The organism is Nocardioides sp. F233 (genome assembly GCF_057813895.1).
On record NZ_JBVASH010000001.1, the window covers coordinates 1,034,515 to 1,059,810 of the forward strand.

Below are 25,296 nucleotides of genomic sequence, written 5' to 3' on the forward strand. Positions count from 1 at the left end.
CACCACTTTGCCGTGGACAGGGTGGTGGCCCCGGTCAGATCCAGTTCGATCTGGCCGGGGCCACCTGACGCCGCTACGGAGGAGTCCGCGCTGAAGGGGGCGGCAGTCTGCGCCCTACTTCTTGAGCGGCTTCAGGGTGACCACCAGATTGTCCCGGTAGTGGAACCGGCCGTCAGGGCGCGTGACCTTGGTGGTGCAGGTCACGAGCAGCAGCCGCGGCGCTCCGGTCATCGAGAACAGACCCTCGGGCAGCAGCTTGGCCCGGGGGAACCGCTGCTTGCGGACCACCTTGTAGCGATAGGTCCTGCCGTCGTTGCCCTTGAGCTTCACCACCTTGCCACGCTTGAGCTGAGCGAGGCGGTAGAAGGAACCCGGCCGGTCGTGGTTGTCGGACACGTGTCCGACGACGACCGTCGTGCCGATCGCGTCGTCGAGGCGCGCGGAGGTCTGCAGCCAGCCCAGCAGCTTCCGGCTCTTCGGGACATTGGCGCGATCACCGGTGAGCCCGATCTGCGCCACCCGGGCCTTCAACCCGAACGAGGGCACCTCGAGCTGCTTCGGCGAACCCGGCATGGCGACCCGGCCGGCCCAGGAGTCGAAGCCCTCGAACCCGGTGTCGATGATCCGGACGTCGTTCTCCGGACGGTGGACCAGGCTGGTCTCCGCCGCGAGGCCACAGGCGTGCGTCACCGCGTGGTTGAACGTGTCCGCGGTGATCGACGCCACCCAGGTGTAATAGCCGGGCTTGGTCACCGTGACCGATGGCGTACGGACCGTTCCGTTCGCCGGCGTGAACGGAACCGAGCCGACCCGGGTGTCCACGGTGCACGTGGCAGCCGAGGGCGAGGAGAACGGCCCGTAGAGCGTGGCCGATCCCGTCGACGTGCCGCCCGCCGTGAAGCCGGTGATGGTCACCGAGTCGTGAAGCTCGGCGCCGACCAGCGCCTTGGCGTCAGAGGTGGCGGTCGTCAACGCCGGCTGCCCCGCCTTGGGCGGCGCGAGCACGAACCCGAAGTCCAGCGTCGGGTCCCGGTCACCGTCCTCGGTCAGGTCCGTCGATTCGGCCGACCAGGTCGACGAGTCACCCGCGGTATCGCCCTGACCCGCCTGCGTCGGCTGGTAGGGCTGCAACGCGGTCTGGGTCGACGGCGCCGTCTGGTCGATCGTCACCGTGTAGTGCTGACCCGCAGGCAGCGGCGGCAGGTTGTCGAAGGTGTACCCACCGTTCGCGTCCGTCGTGGTCGGACCCACCGGGTTGCCGTCGACGTCCGTCACCGGCTGACCATCAGGGCCGGTCAGCACCAGGACCACACCCGGGATCCCGGGCTCGCCGTCGTCTTGACGACCATCCTTGTCCGAGTCGACCCACACGTAGTCACCCACCGACACCGACGCCGCCACGAACCCGAAGTCCAGCGTCGGGTCCCGGTCACCGTCCTCGGTCAGGTCCGATGACTCGGCCGACCAGGTCGACGAGTCACCCGCGGTGTCCCCCTGCCCCGCCTGCGTCGGCACGTACGGCTCCAACGCGGTCTGGGTCGACAGCGCCGTCTGGTCGATCGTGACCGTGTAGTGCTGCCCCGCAGGCAGCGGCGGCAGGTTGTCGAAGGTGTAGCCGCCGTTCGCGTCCGTCGTCGTCGGACCCACCGGGTTGCCGAACACGTCCGTCACCGGCTGACCATTCGGTCCGGTCACCACCAGCACCACGCCCGGGATCCCGGGCTCGCCCTCGTCCTGGCGACCGTCCTTGTCCTTGTCGACCCACACGTAGTCACCCACCGACACCGAGGGCGGGAGGACCACGCCGGCATCGATCGTGTGGTCGACGCTTCCGGGAGCCAGCGGTGCGGTGATCGCCACCTCGGCGATACCGGGGCTCACCGGCGTCGGGTCCGAGTCGAGACTGTCGTCGCCCCCACTGTTGGGGGTGGTGTAGCCCAGCGCGCTGGTCGGCGGCGAGAACGGCAGCCCCGAGGTGTCGGCCGTGCTCACATCGAACCGCACCGTGTACGCCGCACCGGGCACCACCTGGTAGTCGGCCCCGTCACCACCGAAGTAGTACTCACCGTCCGCGTTCGTGGTCGTCGTCGCGACCACGGCGCCGGTGGAGTCGAGCAGGGTCACCGTCGCCCCGGGGATCGGCAGCTCGTCAGGGTCCTGGACGCCGTCCTTGTCCGCGTCGAACCACACCCGGTTGCCGATCTGGACCGGCGCGAGACCGGCGAGCAGGTCGAGGTCACCCAGGCCGTTGCCCTTGCCGAAGGACTCGGGGTAGGTGTTGATCAGCCAACCGCGGGTCATGGGCGCACCGCCGGGCCCCTGCCCGGTCGTGGTGTCGAAGAAGCCCATGCCGCCGGTGCCGACCAGACCGGTCGGGTCCATGGCGATGCTCCCCAGCTCACCGTTGCGGGGCGCGTAGGCCAGACCACCCTGAGCGACCTCCTGATGGCTGGCCGTCGTCGTACTGCCGCTGAGGGAGATCCAGTCGCCGGCGAAGAACTCGACGACCGCCGCCGGCTGGCCACCGTCCGGAGTGCTCGTGGTGTTGTCCGGGCAGCCGTTGGCGCCCTCCCACGAATAGCTGCCGTCGGCATTGACACAGGCCTTGTTCACATCGCCGCCGGTGATGGCACTCAGCCGGACTGTGCTGGTGGGGTCCCCCGGCTCGAAGCCGCCGGAGCCGATCTGGTCGCCATGACGGTCGCGGAATCCCAGGAAGAGCGAGCCGTCGGTGGCGAACTCGACGGAGGACAACAACGGCGTCGGGTACTCGATGTTGTAGCCGGCTCCCGCCGTCGGTGTCGCGGGCAGACCGTCGACGCCGGTGCGCGACCAGGCGGCGCGCCAGGTGTTCCACTGCCGTGAGATGGCCGTGCCGCCGTTCGCGGCCGAGCCTCGGACGAAGTCGAGCGGCTGCGAGAGCACAGTGTCGAAGGTGCCGCCGTCGACGCGGAGCACGTACGCTCGCAGGTCCGCCCGGTCTCCGGACACCGACCCGTCGCAGACGCCGCCGACGTAGACCTTCCCGTCCCTCACGCTCACTGCGCCCGGCCGCCACTGGCCACCGACACAGCCCGGATCGGCGATGGCCGTCGACCCGGTGATGGTGCCGGTGGCGCCGGTGGCGTCGACCTCGTAGAGCCGGCGGTCGTTGAGGTTGACGACATACAGCGTGGACTGGTCCTCGGACATCGCCATGCCGCCGAGCCCCTCGGTGCCAGCCGCGGCGTAGTAGTCGTCGTCGCGTCCGCCCGGGATGTCGCCGTGTGCGGTCGACCCCGCGTTGGGGATCGTCACGAACAGACTGGCGTTCGGCGAACCGGCGTTCAGGTCGGTCACGTAGACCGCACCCGAGCCGCCCGGACCATAGGGCACGAACGCCTTGGCGAAGGCAGCGCTGAACAGACGGTCCTCACCCTCAGCGGCCAGCCCGAAGACGGAGCCGGTCTGGGCCTTGGTCGCCAGTGTGGTGGTGTCCTGGGTGTTGGGAGTCGTCGCGTTGCCGTTGCCGTTGCCCCGGTGGGCCCAGTTCGTGCGGACCAGCGAGCGTGAAGTGCCCGGAGATGACCGGGACGGCTGGATCGCCACCACGTAGTCCGGATCCACCGGTGCGTAGTCGGCAGGGTTCCAGACGCCGACCCGCACCGTCTCGGCGGCGCCGCCGCTGACGTCGACGAAGGTCGTCGCGCTCCGGAACGCGTTGGGCGTGCCCGCCGCGGACGCCGGCGCCGGGGTCAGGGGCGCGAGCGCGGCCGGGACCGTCGTCTCGACCCGGTAGCGGCCACCGACCAGGCCAGCGGCGGGATCGACGATCACCTGACCTGCGGCGTTGGTGACGCCGGTGACCACGTGGCCGGCGGAGTCGCTCACCTTCACCTCGACGCCTGCCTGTGGTGCGTCGATGACCGGGTCGTAGACACCGTCACCACTCACGTCACGGGACACGGCGACGGTGAGGACGCCGTCACCGGGAGCTGCACTGGCAGGAGCGGCGACCGAGACCATGGCGAGGCCGCTGAGCAGGAGGCCCAGGGTGCTCGTCGCCGTCACGGCGCGCCGGCGCGACCGAGATGCTGGAAACGCGTACATGTCTTTGACCCACTTCAGTCGGGCGACCCGCCGCCCATTCGGACAGGTCCTTGGAGTTGAAGACATCCGACAACGAAGAAGATGATGCCGCGGTCCGCGATTGGTCCCTCTGCTTTGTCGGCGTCTGCGCGGAACTCTCCACTGCAGGGCCGCGCCGCCGCCAGCCCTGGCGCTGGCGCAGCGGCAACTGACCAGAAAATGACCCCCGTTCGGGTGACACGCGGAACGCGAGGTCCTCGGCGTCGCGACGGCTCCACGAACTCCGGCGTCGTCCGCCCCATCGAGACCGGGATGAGCGCCTCAGCCGCCCTGGCCCGGCGAGGCGTCAGCGCAGGCGCGCGAGTGCGGCCTGCGCAGCGTGGAAGCCGCCCATCCCGTGCACCCCGGCGCCCGGCGGGGTGGCCGAGGAGCACAGGTACACACCGGGAAGCCCCAGGGCATAGGGATCCAGCGCCGGTCGGGGCCGGAACGCGATCTGCCGCGCCGTGTTCGCGCCGGCGGAGATGTCGCCGCCGACGTAGTTGGCGTTGTAGGACTCCCACTCCGCAGGCCCACGCGTGGAGACTGCCAGCACCCGGTCGCGGAAGCCGGGCGCGAACCGCTCGATCTGCCCGAGCACCGCCTCGGTCGCGTCGCCGGTGTAGCCGTGCGGGACGTGGGCGTAGGCGTAGACCGGGTTCGCCGAGCCTGACGAGCGTGAGGGGTCGACGAGGTACTGCTGGCCGAGCAGCACGAACGGCTGGTCGGCCATCTGGCCGCGCACGGTGGCCTTCTCGATCGCGGCGACCTGCTCCGCCGTACCCCCGAGGTGGAGGGTGCCGGCGCGGCGGCAGGCCCCGTTGGTCCACGGGATGTCGCCCTCGATCGCGAGGTCGACCTTGAACGCCGCGGGGCCGTAGGAGTAGCGGGTCAGCGAGCGCCGCACTCGAGCGGGGAGCCGGTCGCCGACGATGTCGAGCACGCCGGCCGGCGCGGTGTCGAGCATGACCACCTCCGGCGTGGTGCCCACCAGGTCGCGCAGCTGGTCGAGCGAGGTGACCCGAAGGCCGGTCACCACCCGCCCGCCGTACGACGCCAGCTCGGCCAGCAGCGCCCGCGTGATCGACTCCGTGCCGCCCTCGGCGACCGGCCACCCGACGGCGTGCGCGGTGCCGGTCAGCATCAGCCCGACCGACCCGCTCAGCGGGGTGTCGAGCCGGCCGAACGCGTGCGCGGCGACGCCCATGAAGAGCGCTCGGGCGGGATCGTCGCGGAACCGGGCGGCGGTCCAGGTGGCCGGCATCAGTGCCTTCGCGCCGAACCGGCCGAGGGCGAGCGGGTGCCGGGGCAGGTGGACGAGGGGCTGGAAGACCTCGGCGATCAGGTCGTCGAAGTTGCGCACGATCGGGTCGAAGATCCGCCGCCACCGGGGGCCGTCCTCGCCCAGCGACGCCGCCGACGCCACCAGGTCGCGGGCCGCGATCCCGGCTCGGCCGTCGTCGAGGGGGTGCGCGAGGTCGACCTCGGGCCACAGCCAGCGCAGGCCGTGCCGTTCCAGGCCGAGGGAGGCGAAGAACGGGGAGGCGACACCGGTGGGGTGGAAGGCGGCACAGTCGTCGTGGAGCAGCCCCGGCAGCGTGAGCTCGCTGGTGCGGGTCCCGCCGCCCGGCCGGTCGTGCGCCTCCACCACGGTGACGGCCAGACCGGCCTGGGCCAGGCGGATGGCGGCGGCGAGACCGTTGGGCCCGCTGCCCACGACGACGGCAGTGGTCACGACACGGCATCCTTGCGGCGGTAGCCGGGCGCGGTCCAGCCGACCTGCAGCGGCACCGGCCCGTTGGGCAGCCACGGCTGCTCCTTGACGCAGTCGCGCACGTCCCACGTCCCGCGCTCGACGATGCCGAGGGCGGCGTCGATCACCCGGTACTCCTGCGGTCGCGAGGTCCGCCACGGCGTCGCCTGCGACTCGCAGTAGGCGACGACGAGGTCGCCGGGCTGCAGCCCGAGCCGCTTCTGCACGGCCGCGACCAGCCGCTCGTCGTGCAGGTGGCCGTCGCCGAAGTTCCAGCCCACGAGGATGTTGCACATGAACTCGCCCTCGCGCACGTCGCGGGTCTCGAGGTCGTCGAGGTGCTCGACCAGCACCGAGAACAGGCCGCGGCCCTGGCTGTGCATCGAGCGCCAGGCCAGCGCCTTCTGCACGGTCATCTCCGCCTCGTCGGCGGTGTAGGTCATCCCGGGCATCCGCTGCAGTTGGTCGTTCTGGGTCTCGACGAGCAGCAGCTCGTTGAGCCGCTGCTCCACGCCGGGCTTCATCGCCCACACCGCGGAGGCCCAGTTGCCGGCGTACTGCCGCATCGACGGCAGGAAGGACACCAGGTCGGGCCGCAGGTTGCCGAGGACCGGGCCGAACAGCAGCAGCGCGAAGACCGGGAGCAGCAGCAGTGGCTCGGAGAAGTCCCAGATGTTGTACGTCGACGCAGCGAACCCGTCGCCGAAGCCGCCCCACAGCACGATCGCGATGTAGCCGAAGTAGACGTTCCACTCCAGCGGTACGGCGAGCGGGAAGGTCGAGGTGATGAAGATGTGGAACACCAGCATCGCCACGGCCCCGAGCATCGCGACCGTGTCGTTGGCCGTCGTCAGGAGCACGATCGGGATGATGATCTCGACCGTCGTGCCGCCGACGTGGGCCATGAACCACGCGAGCCGCGACGGCCGGATGTCGTCGGGAGCCCTGCGGTAGTGCAGCCTCTTGACGACGTTCAACTGGCCGGGGGAGTTGGAGACCATCGGCGGGACGACGTTGATGAAGTGCTCGCCGATCTTGGAGACGCCGGCGCCGATCCACACGATGCAGATGATGATCTTGAACGCGACGACCAGGTCGACGAAGTCGGCGCCGGTCGCGCCGTCGCGCAGGGCGAGGGCGCCGAGGGTGGCGGAGAACAGCATGATCGGCAGGTACTGCTCGGAGCGGGCGGCCAGGAAGACCACCTTGTCGCGCAGGCCCATCAGCGGCATCGTCACCAGGATCGGCAGGAACGCCAGCGGCGGCACCAGTTCCTGCGGCCCGGTCCCGGCGGGCACGAACGGCACCGCCTGGGCGTGCACGACGAGCGGGTAGACGAGGCTGGCCAGCACGGCGACGTACAGGACGACGTCACCGACGGTGCGCTCGTCACCGCCGGTCAGCGGGACGTGCCGGCCCCAGGGGGCCATCCGGATGGTGCCGGGGCGCAGCCAGTAGCGGATGTTGCCGAGCATCGGCACGAAGTGGCCGCACAGGGGGCCGAACGCGCCGCCGAGGCCGATCACCTCGAGCAGCATCAGCCAGATCGCCAGCTTCTGGTAGACGACGATGTTGTCGAACCAGGTGCCGGGGTCCGAGAACGCCACGTGGTCGGTGGTCCACGACGTGATGGCCAGGCCGATGGCGAAGTAGAGGCCGAGCATCTTGAGGATGTAGACGACGTGCAGCATCCGCGGGGTGTTGAAGCCCTCGGTCACCCAGTTGGTGCTCAGGACACGGATCCGCTCCAGGAACGGCAGCGCGAGGAACTCGGCCGGCTCCATCGGCTCCGGCGCAGGCTTGAGGAATCCCATGTCAGGCTCCGCTCAGTCGGGCCCGCAGCGCGGGCTTGTCGATCTTTCCGACGGGGTTCTTGGGAAGAGCATCCAGCAGGTGGAGCGCCACCGGAACCTTGATCTTCGTGAGCTCCGCACGACAGCGCGCGAGGAGGGCGTCGACGTCGACGGTCGCGTCCGGGCGGGCGGAGACGAAGGCGACGACCACCTCGCCGTACACCGGGTCCGGGCCGCCGACGACGGCCGCCTCGAGGACCTCGGGCGCCGAGTGCAGGACGTTCTCGACCTCCTTGGGATAGATGTTCTCGCCACCCCGGATGATCATGTCCTTGATCCGGTCGACGATGCGCAGGTAGCCGTCGTCGTCGAGGATCCCGACGTCGCCGGTGTGCAGCCAACCGTCGCCCAGCGTCTCGGCCGTGGCCTCGGGGCGGTTGAGGTAGCCGCGCATCACGTTGGCGCCCTTGATCACGACCTCGCCCCGCTCGCCGTTCGGGACGAGCGTGCCGTCCGGCGCCATGATCGCGACCAGCTGGCCGGGCAGCGCGGGGCCGACGGTGCCCGGCTTGCGCAGCCCGTCGACCGGGTTGCACGTCGACGCGCAGGTGCCCTCGGACAGGCCGTAGCCCTCGACCAGCGGGAATCCGAACCTCTTCTCCACCGCCGCGAACAGCTCCGGCGGCGCCGGCGCCGCACCGCAGATCGCGAACCGCACCGAGCTCACGTCGGTCTGCACCTCGGCGGGCAGGGCGACCAGGTGGGAGTAGATCGTCGGCACGGCGGAGAAGTACGTCGGCCGCAGGGTCGCGACCGCCTGCAGGAACTCGACCGGGTGGAACCGCTGCAGCACCGACAGCTGCGCGCCGGCCGACATCGGGGTCAGGAAGCTGACGCAGATCGCGTTGACGTGGAACAGCGGCAGGACCAGCAGGCAGTGGTCGTCCGGGTCGATGGCGATCGCCTCGCCCATGCTGGCGATCATCGCGTCGACGTTGCCGTGGTCGAGCATCACGCCCTTGGGGCGGCCGGTCGAGCCGCTCGTGTAGACGAGCAGCGCCAGGTCGCCGTTCTCGGTGCGGGCGGGCGGCAGCGTGCCGGCGGGCGTCGTGGGGAGGTCCGCGACGTTGTCGGCGTCGATCACGAGGACCGCTCCCGAGTCGCTGATCTGGTGGCCGGCCTCGACCGTGGTGAACGTCGGGTTCACCGGCGTCGCGGCGGCACCGAGCCGCCAGGCCGCCATGATCGCGACGAGCAGCTCGACCCGGTTCGGGAGCATGACGGCGACCACCGAGCCGCGGCCCACGCCCTGCCGGGCGAAGTGCTCGGCCGCGGCGTCCACGCGCTCGGCGAACGCACGGTAGGTGAGCTCGGTCCGCTCGTCGCGGACGCAGGGGCGGTCGTCGTACGCCGCCGGGCGGTGCCAGGGCAGGTGGTCCAGGGTCATGCCGGAACGCTAGGTCCGTCGTACCCCTGGGCTCTTGGTCTCCGGAACCAAAGTCCGGCTCCGGATTCGGGGCTGTGCGGCCAAGGCGAGCCGACCTCCCGCTCTGGCACGATGACGTGACCGCCGTCACCGTTGGTGCGACGGACCGAAGGAGGCAGGCCGTGTCGGACCCGGAGACCGAGATGCAGGGCATCGCCGTGCTGCTCGCCGAGCGTCACCGTGAGCTCACGACCGAGCTGGTCGAGGCGTTCCGCGAGCGGATCCCCGAGCTCCCGACCGACCCGGCGCTCGTCGAGCTCCTGGTCGGCAGCTCGGGCGCCAACCTGGAGACCTTCGTGCACCTGATGCGCGCGCACATGCAAGTGAAGGACGTGCACGCGCCGGTCGCCGCCGTGGAGTACGCGCGACGGCTGGCCCAGCGGGGTACGCCGCCCAGCGCGCTGCTGCGGGCCTACCGGATCGGCCAGCAGCTGATCCTGCAGTGGGCGCACGCCCAGATCACCCGCAGCATCGCCGACCCGATGCTCGCCCTGCAGACCGCGCAGATGCTGACCGACCAGTCCTTCCTCTACATCGACGCGGTCTCCGAGGACGTCGTCGAGGCCTACCAGGAGGAGCGCGAGCGGTGGCTCGCCAACCGCAGCGCGGTCCAGCGCGAGACCGTCGACGCGTTGCTGCGCGGCGACCGGCTCGACCTCGCCGCCACCGAGGTCGCGCTCGGCTACCGGCTGCGCCAGCACCACCTCGGCCTGGTCCTGTGGACCGACCCCGGCGTCGGCGACCTGGCCGCCGTCGAGCGCACCGCCGGCCGGATCGCCGAGCGGCTCGGCTGTTCCGGCCAGCCACTGTTCGTGCCGCGCGACAGGGAGACCGCCTGGGCCTGGCTGCCGATCGGCCGCTCCGGTTCGCTCGACCCGACGGGCATCGACGCCGTCCTCGCCGAGGGCGACGGCCAGGTCCACGTCGCCGTCGGCTCCGCCGGCGCGGGGGAGCCCGGCTTCCGCGCCACCCACGACGGTGCGGCTGCCGCCCACGGCGTGGCCCAGCTCGGCCAGCACCCCGCGGCGCCCGCGCTGTCGTACGACGACCCCACCGTCCGCGCCGCCGCCCTCCTCGCCCGCGACCTCCCGGCCACCCGTGCACTGGTCCGCCGCGCCCTCGGCGACCTCGCCGAGGACACCGACGGCGCCGCCCGGTTGCGCGAGACGCTGCTGGCGTTCGTCGAGGAGCGGGAGAGCTACGTCGCCACCGCTGCCCGCGTGCACCTGCACAAGAACACCGTGAAGTACCGGGTCGATCGCGCGATCGAGGCCCGTGGCAAGCCGCTCGGCGAGGAGCGGCTCGACCTCGAGCTGGCGCTGATCGCGTGCCGGTGGCTGGCGCCGGAGGTGCTCGTCCGCCCCGCCGCGGGCTGACCCTTGTAACTAAGTGTTACGTGCACCAATTCGCTGCAACAACGCCCGGGTGGATGCCACAACGCCCGGGTGGATGCCACAACGCCCGGGTAGTGGTGGCGCCACTGGGTGCGCGAGAAGGCGGCCCGCCGGTTCGGCTACCGGTCGCGAATCGGCCAAGCTCTCGGCGACTACCCGGGCGCTCTGGCTGCTACCCGGGCGCTGTGGCACCAGAAAGTGCGCTGTAACCCTTAGTTACAAGCGACCAGGCTGAGCAAGAACGGTCAAGCGCCGGGGCCCGCGCGCCCAGCACACTGGACCCATGACCCGCCGTGACCGCCTCCGTGAGCTTCTCGACGCGGTGCTCGACGAGGACCACCGCACGCTCGGCGACATGGCGGACGGGGCGTTCGCGTCGCCGTACCACTTCAGCCGGGTGCTCACCCGCGACGCCGGCGAGGCACCGGTGGCGATGCGGCGCCGGGTGATGCTCGAGCGGGCCGCCTGGCGGATCCGGCAGGGCGCGAATGTCACGGATGCCGCGTGGGAGGCGGGCTACGAGTCCCTGGAGGGGTTCAGCCGCGCGTTCGCCCGGGCCTACGGGCACCCGCCGAGCGAGGCAGGCGACGGCGGCGGCAGCGTCTGGCTGCCCGCTGCCAACGGCATCCACTTCCACCCGCCCACGAGCCTGTGGGTGCACGCAGGAGAGCAGACGATGAGTCCCGTCACCGACCAGCTGGTCCGCCACGACCTCGACGACACCCGGGAGCTGATCGAGCTCGCCAAGGGTCTCGACGACGCGCAGTGGCGAGAGGTCCGCAGCCCCGGCCACCAGGTGGCATCGTGGGAGGGGCCCGAGGAGTCGATCGCGGCGGTGCTGGAGCGCACGGTCTTCGCCAAGGAGGTCTGGCTGGCGGCCGTCGAGGGCACCGACTTCCCCGACGTCGACAGGTCCCCGGGGCCGGCCGGGCTGCTCGAGCGGCAGGACGCCGCAGCCGCCCGCTGGCTCGCGGCGGTCCGCGACGTCGACCGGCGAGGCGCCTGGGACGACCGGATCGTCGACGCGCTCTGCGAACCGCCCGAGTCGTTCGTGCTGAGCAGCATCGTGGCGCACGTGCTGACCTTCTCGGCGTACCGCCGCCAGCTCACCCGGGTCTGGCTGCGCGCCGCCGGCGTCGAGGCCGACGACGGCGACCCGATCAACTGGCTGCGCCGCGAGCTCGGGGAGGACCGATGAGCACCGTCTACTACACCGCCACCACCCTCGACGGCTTCCTCGCCGACCCCGACGACTCGCTCGCCTGGCTGATGCGCCAGGACCTCGATGAGTCAGGACCCCAGAACTACGGGGCTTTCATCGCCACCGTCGGCGCGCTGGTGATGGGCTCGACGACGTACGAGTGGGTGCTCGCGCACCTCGCCGAGTCCGGCGAGCCGTGGTCCTACGCCCAGCCGACGTGGGTCATGACCACCCGCGAGCTGCCGGTCCCCGAGGGGGCAGACGTCCGGTTCGCGCGGGGCGCCGTCGCCGATGTGTACGACGACCTGCGGGCCGCCGCGGGGGAGCGGGACGTGTGGGTGGTCGGCGGCGGCGACCTCGCCGGCCAGTTCGCCGACGCCGGCCTGCTGGACACCGTGATCGTGTCGATCGCACCGGTCGTCCTCGGCGCCGGCCGCCCGTTGCTGCCGCGCCGGCTGGACCTGACGCTGGAGGAGACCGCCCGCAACGGTGCGTTCGTCACCGCCCGCTACACCCTGGCCGGCCCGCTGCTCGAGGACCGGCCTACCGTGGACGGGTGACCTGGACCGAGATCGCCGACGACGCCGCCCTCACCGCCCTGCTCGGCGTGCCCACCGACGCCGCCCGCGACAAGGAGCGGTCCGCGCTGACCGACGTCGACCGTGACTGGCTGGCGTCCTCGCCCTTCTGCATGGTCGCGACCGCCGACGCGCAGGGCCGCTGCGACGTCTCGCCGAAGGGCGACCCGGCCGGCCGGCTCGTCCATGTCCTCGACGACACGACGCTCGCGATCGCCGAGCGGCCGGGCAACCGGCGGGCCGACGGGTACCGCAACATCCTCGCCAACCCCCAGGTCGGTCTGAACTTCCTGATCCCCGGCCGCGGCGACACCCTGCGGATCAACGGCCGCGCCCGCCTGGTCAGCGAGGCGCCGTTCTTCGACGCGATGGTGGTCAAGGACCACCGCCCGCTGCTGGCGATCGTGGTCGACGTCGAGACCGTGTTCTTCCACTGCGCCAAGGCGTTCCTGCGCTCCCAGCTGTGGCGTCCCGAGACCTGGGACCCGGAGGCGCGGGTACCGCGCCGGGCAGTGCTGGCCCACCGGCTGGAGCGTCCCGACGATAGTCTCGAGGTGCTCGACGCCTACTACGGCCCGAGCTACGAAGAACGCCTCTACGGCTGAGCGCCCCATCATCGAACTCTCGGAGGTTCCCTTGCGTCGTACGACGATCGCCGGACTGGTCGCCGCCCTGCTCCTGGTGGTGATGCCCGCCGCCGCCGAGCCGGCGAGTGCCGCCGTGAGCGCCAACCGTGGCTGGAGCACGGTGCACGAGCGGGTGGGCGCCAAGATCCAGGTCTGCCAGCACGAGGAGAGCTGGGGCTGGGGCCTCGAGATGCGGCTCGACGCCCGCAAGGCCAGGAAGTCGGTGAAGGCGCGCGTCCGCATCCAGTACCTGGTGCAGGGGACGTGGCAGGACTTCGCCGGCACGTCGTCCCCGTGGCGGCGCAACGGGGTCGCCTACCTCGACAGGTTCGGGTCCGGGAGCAAGACCTCGGTTCTGGTCAAGGTCCGGATCAGGACGCGGTCCGACAAGCCGGCCCTCACCGACTGGATCGACGTGACCGGCGTCAAGCACTGCCGCTGAGCTCACCCGCCGAGGAACCCGACCAGCGCGGGCTCCGGGGCTGCGACAGTCGAGACGTTCGCGAGGGTCACCACGCCGAGCAGCACGACGGCCACGGCGGCGGCGCCCGTGGCCGCCCGGCGCCCCTGGCGCCCGGCCAGAACGACGAGCCACGCCATCATGACCGTGGCGGCACCGGCGAGCACCGCCACCGCGAGGTGGTAGATCGCGAAGTCCCGCACCAGCGCGGCGAAGGCCGGGGTGCCGGACGACGCGAGGGTGAGGCCGGCGGCGTCCGAGGACAGCATGGAGAGCAGCGAGGACAGGGGAGCGACGGCTCCCTGCACGTTGGCGATGAGCACCACCGCGGCCAGCGCCGCGAGGGCCAGCAGGGCCACCCGGCACGCGCCTCGTCGTACCCGACCGAGGGCGACGACCAGCACCCCCAGCAACGCTCCGGCGAGCACGGCCTTCACGACGTGGAAGGCGGCCCAGTAGCGGACCGCGTCGGCCAGCTCGCCGGTGACGGCGCCGTCGCCGAGGCGCCAGTGCTCGGCGAACGCACCGGGCAGCGCGTCCCGGAGGGCGCCGACGCCGGCGTAGTCGCCGACGAGCAGGGTCGCGACCACCTCGGGCGCCAGTACGACGGCCGCCACCAGCGCAGCGGTGGTCAGGGTGAGGGTGCGGGTCATGGCGTCGACGCTAGGCACCGGCCGCCCGTCCCGCGTCGGTCCGCGGTCTGATCCCGCGGACGTCGGGATCCACCCGCGGTCCCCCTATCCTTGGGGCGTGTACCCCTTTCTCAAGGGCCACGGCACCGAGAACGACTTCGTCCTGCTGCCGGACCCCGACGGCACCGTCCACGGCGACCTGAGCGCCGCGCGGGTCCGCGCGCTCTGCGACCGCCGCGCCGGTATCGGCGGTGACGGCGTCCTCCGCGTCATCCGCACCGCCGCCGTCGGCGAGGCCGGCGCCGGCCAGGACGCGGAGTGGTTCATGGACTATCGCAACTCCGACGGGTCCATCTCGGAGATGTGCGGCAACGGCGTGCGCGTCTTCGGCCGCCACCTCGCCCTGCAGGGCCTGGTCGACCCGACGACGCCCGTCCCGGTCGCGACCCGGGCCGGGGTCAAGGTGCTCACCTTCGCCGGCGGCGCCGCCGACGGCGAGATCACCGTCGACATGGGCATCCCGAAGGTGCTCGAGGAGACCACCGTCGCCGTGGGGGACCAGCACTGGCCGGCCCTCCACGTCGACATGGGCAACCCCCACGCGGTCGCGTTCGTCGACGACCTCGCCGACGCCGGTCCGCTGCTCGACGCCCCGGCCCATGACCCTGCGGTCTACCCGGCCGGGGTCAACGTCGAGTTCGTCGTACGACGCGCGCCCGGTCACGTCGCGATGCGGGTCCATGAGCGCGGCTCCGGTGAGACCCGGTCCTGCGGCACCGGTGCCTGCGCGGTCATGGTCGCCACGGCCCTGGCCGACGGCGCGGCCCGCGACACGGCGTACCGCATCGACCTGCCGGGCGGCACCCTGCGGATCACCTGGACCGCCGACGACCGGATCCTGATGACCGGACCCGCCGCGGTGGTCGCCGAAGGCACCGCGGACCTGTAGCGATCTCTGACTGTGACACCGACGGTGTCACGGTCGCGGCGGGGTCCTATGCTCCCGACCATGGAACTCACCGGATCCTCCGCCATCGTCACCGGCGGCGCCTCGGGCATCGGCGCGGCCGCTGCCCGCGCGCTCGCCGCCAAGGGTGCCACCGTCGTCGTCGCCGACCTGCAGGCCGACAAGGGCGAGGCCCTTGCCGCCGAGATCAACGGCGTCTTCGCGCAGGTCGACGTCACCAACACCGAGCAGATCGCGGGTGCCGTCAAGGCCGCCGCCGAGATCGCCCCGCTCCGTGCGGTCGTCAACTCGGCCGGCATCGGCTGGGCCCAGCGCACCATCGGCCGCGACGGCCAGCTCGAGTCGGCCCACTCGCTCGAGGCGTTCACCAAGGTCGTCGCGATCAACCTGATCGGCACCTTCGACATGGTCCGCCAGGCCGCCACCGTGATGAGCCAGAACGAGGCCGACGAGGACGGCTGCCGCGGCGCGATCGTCAACCTCGCCAGCGTGGCGGCGTTCGACGGCCAGATCGGCCAGGCGTCGTACTCCGCGTCCAAGGGCGGCGTCGTCGGCATGACCCTCCCGGTCGCCCGCGACCTCGCGGCCTCCGGCATCCGCCTCAACACGGTCGCTCCCGGCCTGATCGACACCCCGATCTACGGCGAGGGCGAGGCCGCGGAGGCGTTCAAGGCCAACCTCGGGCAGAACGTGCTCTTCCCGAAGCGCCTCGGCACCGGCGCCGAGCTGGCCAGCATGGTCATCGAGTGCCTGACCAACTCGTACATGAACGGCGAGGTCATCCGCGTCGACGGCGGCATCCGGATGCCCCCGAAGTAGTCCTCGGCGGTGGGGTGCGAGGGCTCAGCCCTCGCACCACATCGCGCTGTAGGCCCCCTGGGTCGAGCGCCGCTCCGTGACCCGACCGTCGACCGTGATGGTGCAGTGCACCGGCTGGTCGACCCGCCCCTGCTGGGCGAAGACCACCGCGTAGTCCGGGTTCCCGTAGACCGTGGTGCTCAGTGACCAGCTGCCGCTGCGCACGACCGCGGTGCCCTCGTGGTTCTCCACGCTGGTCGGGATGATCCACGCGACCGTGCCGAGCACACCCTCCGTCGACATCGTCACGGTCAGCTTGTGCTTGGGCAGCTGCGAGTAGTCACCGGCCCCCTGCAGGCCCGGCGGTACGCCGAGCCCGGCCGTGTGCCCGCCGAACAGCCCCGTCGCGTCGGCGGTGCCGGACGCCGTGGCGGACGGCGACGCGCTCGGCTCGGCCGACGGCATCTCGGTGGGCAGGGTCTGCTCGTCCTTGGCCCCGCTGTCGGGGTCGACGGCGCTCTCCGGCGACCCCGGTCGCAGGAACAGGAAGCTGCCGACGATGACGATGACGATGACGGAGGCGAAGAGGATGAAGGTCCTGCTCTCGCCCCCCGGCCGTAGAGCACGCACACCACGGCAACGACGCACCCCCGGGTGTCGCTATGCCTGCGCGGCCGTGTTCCGTCCCACGGTGTCCTCCGTGTTGTCCCTCCCGTGTTCACCGACGCGCAGCGTCCCGCTCAGGACCCGGTCGTCGCGAGGCGGTTGCCTGACGCAACGTGACGCTGCTCTGGGACGACCAGACCCGCCTGACCGACCGCCTGGGAGAGCTCCGGGTCGGCCGCCGTACGACGATCGTGGCCGGCCTGTCCGGCGCCTCGATCCCCGCCCTCGGGCTCCTCGGCCGCGCGCCCGCCTTCGTCGAGCGTCGCCGCGACCTGACCTCCGGCGTACGCAGCGGCGAGGTGACCACGAGCTCCGCGGTGATCTGGTCGCGTGCGGCGACCCCGAGCCGGCTGATGGTCCGCCTGCTGAGCAACGGCCGGCAGCGGCGGCTGGTCCGCGGGCCGTGGACGGACGAGCGCGCCGACCTCACCGCGCGGGTGCACCTCACCGGACTGGCCCCCGGCCGTCCGTACGACGCCGAGGTCTGGTTCGAGAGCCCCGACGGCGAGCGCAGCGCGCCGCAGCACCTCACCTTCGCGACCGCGCCCATCCACGCCGCGGCGCAGTCGATCGTCTGGTCGGGCGACACCTGCGGCCAGGGGTGGGGGATCGATCGCGCCCGCGGCGGGCTGACGACGTACCGCACCATGCTCGGGCTGCGCCCCGACCTCTTCGTCCACGTCGGCGACACGATCTACGCCGACGAGCCGATGGACGAGACCGTGCTGCTGCCCGACGGCACCACCTGGCACAACGAGCTCACCGAGGACGTCATGGCCGTCTCCGAGACGCTCGACCAGCTGCGCGGACGGCACCGCTACCCGCTGCGCGACGACAACGTCCAGGCCTTCCACGCCTCCGTCCCGACCGTCTCGATGTGGGACGACCACGAGACCTGCAACAACTGGTGGCCGGGCGAGACCATCGACGACGAGCGGTACGGCGAGCGCCGGGCCGACGTGCTGGCCCTGCGGGGGCGGCGGGCCTGGCAGGAGTACCAGCCGGTCCCGGTCAAGCGGTTGGTCTCCGCCGGCGGTGACGGCTTCGTCGGCCGGCGGCTCTACCGCCGGGTCCCGCGCGGCCAGCACCTCGACCTGTTCTGCCTCGACATGCGCAGCTGGCGCGGACCCAACCCCGACACCGACCCGGCCGTCGCCGCCGACCGGCCGCAGGCCGGGCTGCTGGGCCAGGAGCAGGAGGAGTGGCTGATCAGCAGCCTGCGCTCCTCGACCGCGACCTGGAAGGCGATCTGCACCGACATGCCCCTGTCGGCGCCGACCAACCGGATCACCGACCTCGACGGCTACGCCAACAAGGACGGCGGCCGCCCGCTCGGCCGCGAGCCAGAGCTGGCACGGATCCTGTCGGCCATCAAGCGCCACGGCGTCCGCAACGTCATCTGGCTCACGGGCGACGTCCACTACACCGCCGCCTACCGCTACACCCCCGACAAGGCGGCCTTCACCGACTTCGACCCGTTCTGGGAGTTCATCTCCGGTCCGGTCGCCTCCTCGCCGTTCTGGCTCAAGGACGACGAGCTCGACCAGACCTTCGGCCCCGAGGTCGTCTTCTCCCAGGGCGAGGCCGAGGTCGGCAAGCTCGACGTCGCTCCCCGGCCCACCAACCAGTACTTCGGCCAGCTCGACCTCGCCGCGTCCGGCGTCCTCACCGTGCGGTTGCACGACGGCGCGGGCAGCGTGCTGTGGGAGCGGGCGCTCGAGCCGGAGCAGGTCGCCCGGTGACCACCGCGAGGTAATCGGGAAGCATCTCTGCAGTCTCGTCGTTACGCTGGATACGCCTATGACGAACCGTGCTGAAGACTTCTCCCTCGACGCCGCGCTGCGTGCGACCGAGGGCTGGGACGACCCCGACACCGAATTCGACGACTTCGAGTCCGGCTACGCCGACGAGCCCGATCCCGAGGACCTGACGACCGGCGACCTCGACCTGGTCGAGCGCCACGAGCTGCGCCGCGTTGCCGGCCTGCGCACCGAGCTCGAGGACATCACCGAGGTCGAGTACCGCCAGCTCCGCCTGGAGCGTGTGGTCCTCGTCGGGGTGTGGACCGGCGGTGCCATCTCCGAGATCGAGAACGCGATGGCCGAGCTCGCGCTGCTCGCCGAGACCGCGGGCTCCGAGGTGCTCGACGCGATCTACCAGCGCCGCCAGTCGCCCGACCCGGCGACGTACATCGGTCGCGGCAAGGTCGACGCCCTGCGCGAGATCGTGCAGGCGACCGGTGCCGACACCGTCATCTGCGACGGCGAGCTCGCGCCCTCCCAGCTGCGCAACCTGGAGGACCGGGTCAAGGTCAAGGTCGTCGACCGGACCGCCCTGATCCTCGACATCTTCGCCCAGCACGCGAAGTCGAAGGAGGGCCAGGCCCAGGTCGAGCTCGCGCAGCTCAGCTACATGAAGCAGCGGCTGCGTGGTTGGGGTGGCAACCTCTCCCGCCAGGCCGGTGGCCGGGTCGGCGCCGACGGTGGCGGCATCGGTGGTCGTGGTCCCGGTGAGACCAAGATCGAGACCGACCGCCGCCGCATCAACGACAAGATCGCCAAGCTGCGCCGCGACCTCAAGGTGATGAAGGGGACCCGCGACACCAAGCGCCAGGAGCGGCGCCGCAACGCGATCCCCTCCGTCGCGATCGCCGGCTACACCAACGCCGGCAAGTCCTCGCTGCTCAACCGCCTCACCGGCGCCGGCGTCCTCGTCGAGGACGCCCTGTTCGCCACGCTCGACCCGACCACCCGTCGTACGGCGACCGCGGACGGCCGTGTCTACACGATGAGCGACACCGTCGGCTTCGTCCGGCACCTCCCGCACCAGCTGGTCGAGGCCTTCCGCTCGACCCTGGAGGAGGTCGCCGACGCCGACCTGATCGTCCACGTCGTCGACGGCTCGCACCCCGACCCCGAGGGCCAGCTGGCCGCGGTGCGCGAGGTGCTCGCCGAGATCGGCGCGACCGAGGTCCCCGAGCTGGTCGTCGTCAACAAGATCGACGCCGCCGACCCCGTCGTCGTCGACCGGGTGCTGCGCCGCGAGCCCCACTCCGTCGCGGTCTCCGCCCGCACCGGCGAGGGCATCGCCGCGGCCGTCGCGGCCGTCGAGGCCGAGCTCCCGCGACCGCGCGTCGAGTTCACCGCACTGGTGCCCTACGCGCGCGGCGACCTCATCGACCGCATCCACAAGGACGGCGAGATCGGCACGCTCGAGCACACCGCCGACGGCACCCGGGTCACCGGCCGCGCCACGGAGGCGCTCGCCGGCGAGCTGGCGGCGTACGCCGTCTGACCGGTATCCCGGGGGACGCCGGAGTCATCCGATCGGCTACCCGAAGGTGGCCGGAGCGCCGACGTACGACGGCCGGCGGCCGGGCACGATGGAGGCATGTCCTCGCGCCTGCTCCTCGCCTCTGCCTGAGGTCGGGTTTCCTCGTCGTACCCGGCAATTCGGTTCCGATTTCCCGAATTCGGCAACCTGATTGCCGGGTACGACGGATGATCCCGGCGTGACTCGGCACCGACTCCTGCTCGGGCTGCTCGCGATCGTCCTCGCCATGGCGGCGAGCACGACGCTGCTGGCCCGCGCCGGCGCGCGCCCGGACCCGTGCGCGACGAAGGGGGAGCGGGCCCAGGAGAGGGGAGCGTTGGTGACCGGATCGGGTGCGCGGGTGCTGGTGATCGGCGACTCCTACTCCGTGGGCGCGGGTGTCCGTCCCGACCAGTCGTGGCCCGTGCGGCTGCCCGGCCGGGTCCGGGTCGACGGCTTCTCCGGGAGTGGCTTCACCCGAGGCGCCAGCCCGTGTGGCGATGTCTCCTACGCCACCCGTGCCGCGCGCGACCGGCTCGCCGGCGTCGACCTGGTCGTGGTCGAGGGCGGGCTCAACGACGCCGACCAGCCGCTGGCCGACCTGGACGCCGGGTACGGCCGGCTGATGCGCTCCCTGGGCGACCGCCCGGTACTGGTCGTCGGACCGCCGGCCGTCCCGCTCCTGCCGTACGACGACGTCGCGGCCGTCGACGCCCGGCTGGCCGAGCTGACGGCGAGCCACGGGACGCCGTACCTCTCGATGCTGGACACGACGCTGACCTTCCAACCCGACCGGCTGCACCCCGACGCCGCAGGCCACCGGGTGTTCGGCGACCGCGTCGCCGAGCGGGTCCGGGTGTTGCTCACCCAGCGCAGCCGCCCGCGTCCCTGACCTCCTGCGCGATCCGGGCCGCCAGCTCCACCACCTCCGCGGCGAGGGGCGAGAGGCTGCCGCGGGAGAGCGCGAAGACCCGACGCGGCGGAAGTGCGGGCGCGAGCGGGTGGAGCACGACGCCCCTCGGCCGCTCCGGCCAGCCGAGCGAGAGCACCGGCATCACCGCGCAGCCCAGTCCGGCCCGGACCATCGAGGTGACCGCCTGGTTGTCGGCGGTGCGGAACACGACGTTCGGCACGATGCCACGCGCGGCGAGGTGGTCCTCGACCTCGCGCTGGTCGCAGATCGGCGGCAGCGCCACCACGGACGCCTCGTGCAGCAGGTCCAGCGCCACCGGTCCGTCGGGGAAGGAGCCCGGCGGTGCGACGAGGACGTGCTCGTCCTCGAGGAGCAGCGTGCTGTCGACGTCGTCGGGGCCGGGGCGGTCGAAGAAGAGGACGTCGAGCTCGCCGAGATCGGGCACGGCGGCCTCGTCCTCGACCAGCCGGATGTCGCAGCCGGGATGGGCGTCCCGCAGCTGCTGCACCACCGGCGGCAGCAGCACGTTGGTCACCGTCTGGAAGGTGCCGATGTCGACCCGCCCGTCGCCGGCGTGGAAGCGCGCGACCGACTCCTCGGCCTCGCCCACGGCCCCGAGCACCTCGCGTGCGGAGGTGACCACCACCCGCCCGAGCGGCGTCAGGCGTACGGGGCGCGGGCCACCGGGCCGGTCGAACACCGCGCCGCCGACCGACCTCTCGAGGGCCGCGACCTGCTGGCTCAGCGTGGACTGCGTGTAGCCCAGGCGTTGGGCGGCGCGGGCGAAGGTGCCCTCGACCGCGATGGCGTCGAGGGCCCGGAGGTGGCGCAGCTCGTACATGGCGATGATCGTAAGCAGCGATCATGACTATCGGAAAGCATCGCTTTTCACGATGCTGCCGCGAGCCTAGCGTCGCTGGCATGACCGAGACCGCACACGACTGCAACGGCATCACCCTCGTCGCCGAGACCTTCGGGGACCCGGCCGCCCCGGCCGTCCTCCTCGTCCACGGCGCCTGCGCCTCGATGCTGTGGTGGGAGGACGAGCTGTGCCGCCGGATCGCCGCCGCCGGCCGGTACGTCATCCGGTACGACCAGCGCGACACCGGCCGCTCCACCAGCTTCCCGGCAGGCGAGCCCGGCTACGGCCTGCGCGACCTGGCCGCCGACGCCGTCGCCCTGCTCGACGCCCTCGGGGTCGACCGGGCCCACGTCGTCGGCCGCTCGATGTCCGGCGGCGTCGTCCTCGTCCTCGGCGTCGACCACCCCGACCGGGTCCGGTCGCTCACCCTGGTCAGCACCACCACCGGCGAGCTGCCGATGGGCTCCCTCGACGTCCCGCCCGACCCCGACCCGGACGACCCGGCCGCCGTCGTCGAGTACCTCGTCGAGGCGTTCCGGGCGTACGCCGGCGGCTCACCTCACTTCGACGAGGACGCGACCCGGGCGCTCGCCACCGCCGACGTCGCGCGCACGCGGGACCTGCGGGCCACCCTGGTCAACCACGTCGCGATGGACTTCGACGGTCCCCGCGGCGGCGGGTTCGCGGACCTGCGGGTCCCGACCCTCGTCGTCCAGGGCGAGCTCGACCCGGTGTTCCCGCCCGCCCACGGCGAGGCGCTGCGCGACACGATCCCCGGCGCCCGGCTGGTCGTGCTGCCCGGGTCCGGTCACGACGTCCTCGTGCCCGCCTGGGACCGGTTCGTCGCCGAGCTCGTGGAGCACACGTCATGAGCTCGCTGCGGTCGGCGATCTGGGTGCCGCTGTTCGACGACCTCGCCGACCCGGCGGCCGTCGTACGGCTGGCGGTGGCGGCCGAGGAGCACGGCTGGGACGGCTTCTTCGTCTGGGACCACCTGCGCTGGCGCGAGCCCGTGCGGGCGGTCGCCGACCCGTGGACGACGCTCGCCGCCGTCGCGGCGGCGACCTCGAGCCTGCGGCTCGGCCCGATGGTCACCCCGCTCTCGCGCCGTCGGCCGCAGGTCGTGGCCCGCCAGACCGCCACGCTCGACCGCCTCAGCGACGGCCGGCTGGTCCTCGGTGCCGGCCTCGGCAGTGACCGGTTCGGCGAGGAGTTCTCGCGCTTCGGTGAGGAGGTCGACGACCGCCGCCGGGCCGTCCTGCTCGACGACGCCCTCGCCGTCCTGCGGCAGGCGTGGAGCGGCGAGGAGGTCCACCACCGCGGCCCGGGCGGCACGATCGACGGCGTCCGCTTCCTCCCGCGGCCGGTCCACGGCACGGTCCCGGTCTGGACGGCCGGATTCCCCGGCAACCGTCGCCCGCTCGTCCGCGCCGCCCGCCACGACGGGTTCGTCCCGGTCAACCTCGAGCACCCCGACCAGCTGGCCGGGGCGGTCGACCGGATCCGGGGGCTGCGGGTGGAGGCCGGCACCGCCGGGACGCCGTACGACGTCGCAGTGGCGCTCCCCGCCTCGGCCGACCTGGCCGCATTCGAGGCGGCCGGTGCGACCTGGTGGCTGGCCGACGTCGACCCGCACGGCATCACCGTCGACGAGGTGCTCGGGGTGGTCCGCGACGGTCCGTTCCGCTGAACGCGGGGGAGCTGTGGAGGGGCGCGCGGGAACGTCGGCGCCACCCTCTAGGGTTTCCCGGTGACCACCACCGCTGCCGACCGGACCTCGCCGGTCCGCGACCTGCTCGCGACGGCGGTGGCCGCGCTCGGCGGCCAGGAGCGAGAGGGCCAGGTCGCGATGGCCGAGGCCGTGGCCGATGCGTTCGGCGACAAGGAGCACCTCCTCGTCCAGGCCGGCACCGGCACGGGAAAGTCTCTCGGCTACCTCGTCCCCGCCCTGCTCCACGACCAGCGCGTCGTCATCGCCACCGCGACCCTCGCGCTGCAGCACCAGCTGGTCGAGCGCGACCTGCCGCGCCTGGTGAAGGCCGTCGGCACGGTCCCGGGCGTCGACGCGTCGTACGCCGTGCTCAAGGGGCGCTCCAACTACGCCTGCCTGCACCGCGTGCGCGAGGGTGCGCCGGACGACCAGGGCCAGCTGATCCAGGCCGAGGACGCCATGGGCGCGATGGGCCGCAAGGTCCTGGAGCTGCGCAGCTGGGCCGAGAAGGCCGCCGAGGACCGCAAGACGGGGGAGCGCGACGACGCCCCGCGGCACACCGACAAGGAGTGGCGCCAGGTCAGCGTCACCGCCCGGGAGTGCGTCGGCGCCAGCAAGTGCCCCTTCGGCGAGGAGTGCTTCGCCGAGCGCGCCAAGGAGAAGGCGCAGAAGTCGCACCTCATCGTCACCAACCACTCGCTGCTCGCGATCGACGCGGTCGAGGGGATCCCGATGATCCCGGAGTACGACGCCGTCGTGATCGACGAGGCCCACGAGCTCGCCGCCCGGGTCACCCAGGCCGCCACCGACGAGCTGTGGGCCGCCGAGGTCGAGCGGGCCGCCCGGCGCAGCATCCGCCACGTCGAGGGGGAGGAGGCCGAGGACCTCGCCGACGCCGCCGACGCGCTGCGCGCCGCGATCACCGACGCCCCGGCCGGGCGCTTCGAGCAGGTCCCCGAGGCGCTCGCCGACGCGCTGGTGCTGGTCCGCGACGCCGCCCGCGCCTGCGTCGGCGCCTTCCCCAAGGCCGAGTCCGGCAGCGACCCCGACGCCGCGATGACCCAGGCCAAGGGCATGGTCCAGGAGGTCCTCACCACCGCCGAGCGGATGGCCGCCAGCTCCGAGGCCGACGTGCTCTGGCGCACCGAGGGCACCGACCGGATCCCGCCGATGCTCTGCGTCGCGCCGCTCCAGGTCTGGGCCCAGATGCGCGACAAGCTGCTCTCCGACAACACCGTCGTGCTCACCTCGGCCACGCTGATGCTCGGCGGCGACTTCGCGACCGTCGCCGGCTCGGTCGGGCTCAAGCCGTCCGAGCGGGTCGCGCCCGAGGCGCCGCGCAAGGACTGGCCCGACGACGCCCAGCCGTGGCGCGGGCTCGACGTCGGCAGCCCGTTCGACTACGCCAAGCAGGGCATCCTGTACGTCGCCCGCCATCTGCCCCCGCCCGGTCGCGACGGCCTCGGCCCGGCCCAGCTCGACGAGATCACCGAGCTGGTCGACCAGGCCGACGGCCGCACCCTCGGACTGTTCTCCAGCCGCCGGGCCGCGGAGGCTGCCGCCGAGCACGTCCGCAAGACGCTGCCCCACCTCACCACCCTCGCCCAGGGCGAGGCCCAGCTGCCCGAGCTCGCTCGCCAGTTCGTCGAGGACCCGCACACCTGCCTGTTCGGCACCCTCGGCCTGTGGCAGGGTCTCGACGTCCCCGGCGACACCTGCCAGCTGGTGATCATCGACCGGATCCCGTTCCCGCGCCCCGACGACCCGCTGATGAGCGCACGCCAGAAGGCCGCCGACCAGGCGGGCGGCAACGGCTTCATGCAGGTCGCCGCGACGCACGCCGCGCTCCTGCTCGCGCAGGGGGCCGGGCGCCTGATCCGTACGACGAGCGACCGTGGCGTGGTCGCCGTACTCGATCCTCGGCTGGCGACCGCCCGCTACGGCTCGTTCCTCAAGGCCAGCCTGCCGCCGATGTGGACCACGAACGACCCGAAGGTCGTGCGTCAGGCCCTCGGCCGCCTCAGCGGCCGGGCCTGA

The 25,296-nt window shown here is 72.3% G+C and carries 20 protein-coding genes; 13 read left to right on the forward strand and 7 right to left on the reverse strand.

Annotated elements, in window-relative coordinates:
- Positions 1–114 precede the first annotated feature (114 nt).
- The 4 genes from ACZYRU_RS04965 to ACZYRU_RS04980 form a co-directional block, all read right to left on the reverse strand.
- On the reverse strand, positions 115–4,050 hold the full coding sequence (locus ACZYRU_RS04965) for an SdrD B-like domain-containing protein (protein ID WP_488955970.1): 3,936 nt from the start codon (positions 4,048–4,050) through the stop codon (positions 115–117).
- A 364-nt stretch (positions 4,051–4,414) separates the two neighbouring features.
- Positions 4,415–5,842 carry a phytoene desaturase family protein gene (locus tag ACZYRU_RS04970; RefSeq protein ID WP_488955971.1) on the reverse strand — a complete coding sequence of 476 codons (1,428 nt, stop codon included), beginning with the start codon at positions 5,840–5,842 and terminating at the stop codon, positions 4,415–4,417.
- Positions 5,839–7,674 (reverse strand): DUF3556 domain-containing protein, encoded by a 1,836-nt coding sequence (locus ACZYRU_RS04975; RefSeq protein ID WP_488955972.1) that lies wholly within the window; start codon positions 7,672–7,674, stop codon positions 5,839–5,841. Before ACZYRU_RS04975 ends, ACZYRU_RS04970 begins: the two co-directional genes overlap by 4 nt.
- Before the next feature lies 1 nt (position 7,675).
- Positions 7,676–9,100 (reverse strand): class I adenylate-forming enzyme family protein, encoded by a 1,425-nt coding sequence (locus ACZYRU_RS04980; protein ID WP_488955973.1) that lies wholly within the window; start codon positions 9,098–9,100, stop codon positions 7,676–7,678.
- 161 nt (positions 9,101–9,261) lie between these two features.
- On the opposite strand from ACZYRU_RS04980, the gene ACZYRU_RS04985 reads away from it, so the two are divergent.
- The 5 genes from ACZYRU_RS04985 (at position 9,262) to ACZYRU_RS05005 (ending at position 13,380) form a co-directional block, all read left to right on the forward strand.
- The gene (locus tag ACZYRU_RS04985) at positions 9,262–10,515 is read left to right on the forward strand and encodes a PucR family transcriptional regulator (RefSeq protein ID WP_488955974.1); all 1,254 of its coding nucleotides are present in this window, start codon (positions 9,262–9,264) and stop codon (positions 10,513–10,515) included.
- Between the two features lie 301 nt (positions 10,516–10,816).
- Positions 10,817–11,731: a helix-turn-helix transcriptional regulator gene (locus tag ACZYRU_RS04990; RefSeq protein ID WP_488955975.1), complete on the forward strand. Its 915-nt coding sequence runs from the start codon at positions 10,817–10,819 to the stop codon at positions 11,729–11,731.
- Complete coding sequence (locus tag ACZYRU_RS04995) at positions 11,728–12,294, forward strand: dihydrofolate reductase family protein (protein WP_488955976.1); 567 nt, start codon at positions 11,728–11,730, stop codon at positions 12,292–12,294. Before ACZYRU_RS04990 ends, ACZYRU_RS04995 begins: the two co-directional genes overlap by 4 nt.
- A complete protein-coding gene (locus ACZYRU_RS05000; RefSeq protein ID WP_488955977.1) occupies positions 12,291–12,917 on the forward strand; it encodes a pyridoxamine 5'-phosphate oxidase family protein in 627 nt (208 codons plus the stop codon). Before ACZYRU_RS04995 ends, ACZYRU_RS05000 begins: the two co-directional genes overlap by 4 nt.
- Before the next feature lie 31 nt (positions 12,918–12,948).
- The gene (locus ACZYRU_RS05005) at positions 12,949–13,380 is read left to right on the forward strand and encodes a hypothetical protein (RefSeq protein WP_488955978.1); all 432 of its coding nucleotides are present in this window, start codon (positions 12,949–12,951) and stop codon (positions 13,378–13,380) included.
- Positions 13,381–13,382: 2 nt separating this feature from the next.
- Here ACZYRU_RS05005 and ACZYRU_RS05010 read toward each other — a convergent pair whose 3' ends face one another.
- Entirely contained in the window at positions 13,383–14,051 is a 669-nt protein-coding gene (locus tag ACZYRU_RS05010) for a hypothetical protein (RefSeq protein WP_488955979.1), read from the reverse strand.
- Between the two features lie 97 nt (positions 14,052–14,148).
- Between ACZYRU_RS05010 and dapF the strand changes: the two genes are divergently transcribed.
- Together dapF and ACZYRU_RS05020 are read left to right on the forward strand one after the other, a co-directional pair.
- Positions 14,149–14,979, forward strand: coding sequence for a diaminopimelate epimerase (gene dapF / locus ACZYRU_RS05015; protein ID WP_488955980.1), 831 nt, complete (start codon positions 14,149–14,151; stop codon positions 14,977–14,979).
- A 60-nt stretch (positions 14,980–15,039) separates the two neighbouring features.
- The gene (locus ACZYRU_RS05020) at positions 15,040–15,816 is read left to right on the forward strand and encodes an SDR family NAD(P)-dependent oxidoreductase (protein ID WP_488955981.1); all 777 of its coding nucleotides are present in this window, start codon (positions 15,040–15,042) and stop codon (positions 15,814–15,816) included.
- Between the two features lie 24 nt (positions 15,817–15,840).
- Here ACZYRU_RS05020 and ACZYRU_RS05025 read toward each other — a convergent pair whose 3' ends face one another.
- A complete protein-coding gene (locus ACZYRU_RS05025) occupies positions 15,841–16,425 on the reverse strand; it encodes a hypothetical protein (RefSeq protein WP_488955982.1) in 585 nt (194 codons plus the stop codon).
- Positions 16,426–16,574: 149 nt separating this feature from the next.
- Between ACZYRU_RS05025 and ACZYRU_RS05030 the strand changes: the two genes are divergently transcribed.
- From ACZYRU_RS05030 to ACZYRU_RS05040, 3 genes are all read left to right on the forward strand, one after another.
- Positions 16,575–18,203, forward strand: coding sequence for an alkaline phosphatase D family protein (locus tag ACZYRU_RS05030; protein WP_488955983.1), 1,629 nt, complete (start codon positions 16,575–16,577; stop codon positions 18,201–18,203).
- Between the two features lie 58 nt (positions 18,204–18,261).
- On the forward strand, positions 18,262–19,755 hold the full coding sequence (gene hflX / locus ACZYRU_RS05035) for a GTPase HflX (RefSeq protein WP_488955984.1): 1,494 nt from the start codon (positions 18,262–18,264) through the stop codon (positions 19,753–19,755).
- Positions 19,756–19,972: 217 nt separating this feature from the next.
- Positions 19,973–20,665 carry an SGNH/GDSL hydrolase family protein gene (locus ACZYRU_RS05040; protein WP_488955985.1) on the forward strand — a complete coding sequence of 231 codons (693 nt, stop codon included), beginning with the start codon at positions 19,973–19,975 and terminating at the stop codon, positions 20,663–20,665.
- On the opposite strand, the gene ACZYRU_RS05045 is transcribed toward ACZYRU_RS05040, so the two are convergent.
- On the reverse strand, positions 20,637–21,527 hold the full coding sequence (locus ACZYRU_RS05045) for a LysR family transcriptional regulator (RefSeq protein ID WP_488955986.1): 891 nt from the start codon (positions 21,525–21,527) through the stop codon (positions 20,637–20,639). The two genes, ACZYRU_RS05040 and ACZYRU_RS05045, sit on opposite strands and share 29 nt — an antisense overlap.
- Positions 21,528–21,607: 80 nt before the next feature.
- Here ACZYRU_RS05045 and ACZYRU_RS05050 point away from each other — a divergent pair, with 80 nt between their 5' ends.
- The 3 genes from ACZYRU_RS05050 to ACZYRU_RS05060 are packed head-to-tail and all read left to right on the forward strand — an operon-like array spanning position 21,608 to position 25,296.
- The gene (locus tag ACZYRU_RS05050; RefSeq protein ID WP_488955987.1) at positions 21,608–22,420 is read left to right on the forward strand and encodes an alpha/beta fold hydrolase; all 813 of its coding nucleotides are present in this window, start codon (positions 21,608–21,610) and stop codon (positions 22,418–22,420) included.
- Positions 22,417–23,238, forward strand: a complete 822-nt coding sequence (locus ACZYRU_RS05055) for an LLM class flavin-dependent oxidoreductase (RefSeq protein WP_488955988.1) — start codon at positions 22,417–22,419, stop codon at positions 23,236–23,238. Before ACZYRU_RS05050 ends, ACZYRU_RS05055 begins: the two co-directional genes overlap by 4 nt.
- Before the next feature lie 60 nt (positions 23,239–23,298).
- A complete protein-coding gene (locus ACZYRU_RS05060) occupies positions 23,299–25,296 on the forward strand; it encodes an ATP-dependent DNA helicase (protein WP_488955989.1) in 1,998 nt (665 codons plus the stop codon).